Annotated in this window: 2 protein-coding genes; one reads left to right on the forward strand and one right to left on the reverse strand. The window is 66.0% G+C overall.

The features are described from left to right. The first annotated feature begins 43 nt into the window (after positions 1 to 43). Entirely contained in the window at positions 44 to 1069 is a 1026-nt protein-coding gene (locus FFK22_RS41475; RefSeq protein ID WP_138893656.1) for a medium chain dehydrogenase/reductase family protein, read from the forward strand. 246 nt (positions 1070 to 1315) lie between these two features. On the opposite strand, the gene FFK22_RS41480 is transcribed toward FFK22_RS41475, so the two are convergent. Next, on the reverse strand, positions 1316 to 2092 hold the full coding sequence (locus FFK22_RS41480) for a hypothetical protein (protein WP_138893657.1): 777 nt from the start codon (positions 2090 to 2092) through the stop codon (positions 1316 to 1318). Positions 2093 to 2317: the final 225 nt, after the last annotated feature.

The raw sequence follows: 2317 nt of genomic DNA on the forward strand, positions 1-2317 counted from the left end.
CTAGATCGGCCGCGACCGTCAAAGCCCGAGTCAGGAGAGCCGAATGATCGACGACGCCCTCGAAATGCATGTTCCCCGAAAGGGGCCGGCGGACATCTTCACGGTGGTCGAGCGCCGATTGCCGCCGCCGGCGCCAGGAGAGGTCCGCGTCGCCATCGAAGCGGCCGGTGTCGCCTATGCCGACATCATGATGCGCCAGGGCGTGTATCCGGGACAGAAGTTGCCGGTCACGCCGGGCTACGATTTCGTCGGCCGGGTGGAAGCCATCGGCCCGGGCGTGAGCGGCGTGGCGGTAGGCCAGCGCGTGGCTGGAGTCACCGTGACCGGGTCCTATGCGACCCGTCGCAACGTCGAGGCGCAATGGCTGGCCCCGGCGCCCGAGAGCGCCGACGCGGCGCAGCTCGTCGCCGCCGTCCTCAACGGGCTGACCGCCTGGCAGATGCTGCATCGGATCGCGAACCCCGCGCCGGGAGAGTGGGTCCTGGTGCACGGCGCCGGCGGTGGCGTGGGCAGCCTGTTGCTCGACCTGGCCAGGATCGCCGGTGTTCGAACCATCGGAACGGCGTCGCCAAGCAAGGCGGACGTCATCCGGGCCCGCGGCGGTGAACCCATCGACTACCAGGGCGAGGATGTGGCGGCACGGGCGCTGGCGTTGAGCGGGGGCGGGGTCGTGGCCGCGTTCGACCACATCGGCGGCAAGCACTTCCGGAAAGTCTCGATGGCGGCCTTGCGGCCCGGCGGGGTCGGAATCCTTTACGGCGGCTATGATCTGACGCGGGACGGCAAGGTCCATCCGCTCGCGATCGCCGACCTGCTGGTCAACTCGGTGTTCTCGAGCTTCCGCCTGTTCCAGAAGGGCCGGGGTGTGGTCGGCTATTCGAGCCCGATCTGGCGTAACGCGCGCCCCTCCGCCTATCAACAGGACCTCGCCGCCGTGCTGAGCTCGGTGGGAGACGGCACGCTGTCGCCCCTGGTCGGTGCGATCTTTCCGCTGCGCGAGGCGGCGCAAGCGCACCGCGCGCTGGAGACGCGGTCCGTACCGGGGAAGATCGTACTCGTGAATGCCTGATTTCCGGGGCGCCGCGTCCGCGTCGCCTCGAGTGCTCAGGTCCGGTGGACGCCCGCTGTCGGCGCGGCGCGCGACGACCGCTTAGCGGCACATTCGCGCCCCAAGTCTGCTGCTGACGGAATGACCGGTTTCCGCCCTTCCCTGCCGGGCAGGCCGAATCAGTTCCTCCGAAAGCGGTCGTCGCGCCCGATGCCGGAGAGCGGACATGATCGCACACGACTCTTTGCGGACCTACGCCGAAGAGCACTACAGGTTCCGAGGGTTGCCCTTCAGGAGGTTGCCGAGGATGGAAGGGCTGCCATCCGGCTTCACCGTCACGCGAGTTCCGGTGATCTCGATCGTGGCGCAGCCGCTTTCGCCGAGCCCCTCTCCAGCATCTGATACGCAGAGCTTCCCGTCACGCTGGACTGACCACCAGATCGCCTTCGGTCCCTCCGCGGCGCGGGTCTCTGTGAAAGCTCGGCCTGTTCCGTCTGCCAACATGTAGACAACGACCTCTTCGCTCGCCTTGCCCAATGGTCGCATGAACACGAGCGTGTTGCCGCGCAAAGCATCAGCTATAGCCTGGGCAGCGGCTGATGCCGTGGGCGACAAGCTCCGGGCGTCACCCTGCAGGAGCTTCGCCGTTGAGGAGAGTGACCGGACCTTCGGTGACTGAAATGTCACATTGTCGCCAGTGATCCATACCGACAAGCAGTTCTCGATGTTCAGGCCGCTTCCGAGATCAATAGCGCAGAACAATCCATCCTCTCCGAGCCGCCAGCGGATAGGCTGGGGACCATTGGAAGCAGCACCAGGTAGTCCGACCACGACACCGGTACCATCGGCAAGGATGTACATGGTAGGCTCCGAGCCCGGAGTGTCGGGTATCGAAAAGACCAGCGTATTGCCGATCAAGGCTTGGACAGCGACCTTGCCCGCAAGGTCGGCCTCAGAAGGGGTTGTCTGCGCCAATGCACCCTCGAGGGGCAGCAGCGGAACCAGTACGGCCGCAATCAGCCTCAGCACGCTCAACACCTGCATGATCACCCCCTCGGCCGCTGGCAAGACCGGTTGCGGGGTCAGCCGAGGGGAACCTCGCCGAGGACCGCGCACGACGAAGGATAGGCTATGTGCGTCTACCCGACGAGCATGAGTCCTCGATCCCCTCAATCATCACCCTCAACGCCCTTCAGCGCATCATCAGGGACACCTCCTTCTCGTGCCGATCCTCTGCAAGCGCACGGTGAGCGCCGCAATGACCGCTTT

This window comes from Mycobacterium sp. KBS0706 (assembly GCF_005938675.2).
Lineage (GTDB): Bacteria > Pseudomonadota > Alphaproteobacteria > DSM-16000 > Inquilinaceae > Inquilinus.

Excerpts from the sequence above, each read along its gene's own strand:
- FFK22_RS41475 (WP_138893656.1), top strand. The coding sequence starts at position 44 with ATGATCGACGACGCCCTCGAAATGCATGTTCCCCGAAAGGGGCCGGCG.
- FFK22_RS41480 (WP_138893657.1), bottom strand. The coding sequence starts at position 2,092 with ATGCAGGTGTTGAGCGTGCTGAGGCTGATTGCGGCCGTACTGGTTCCG.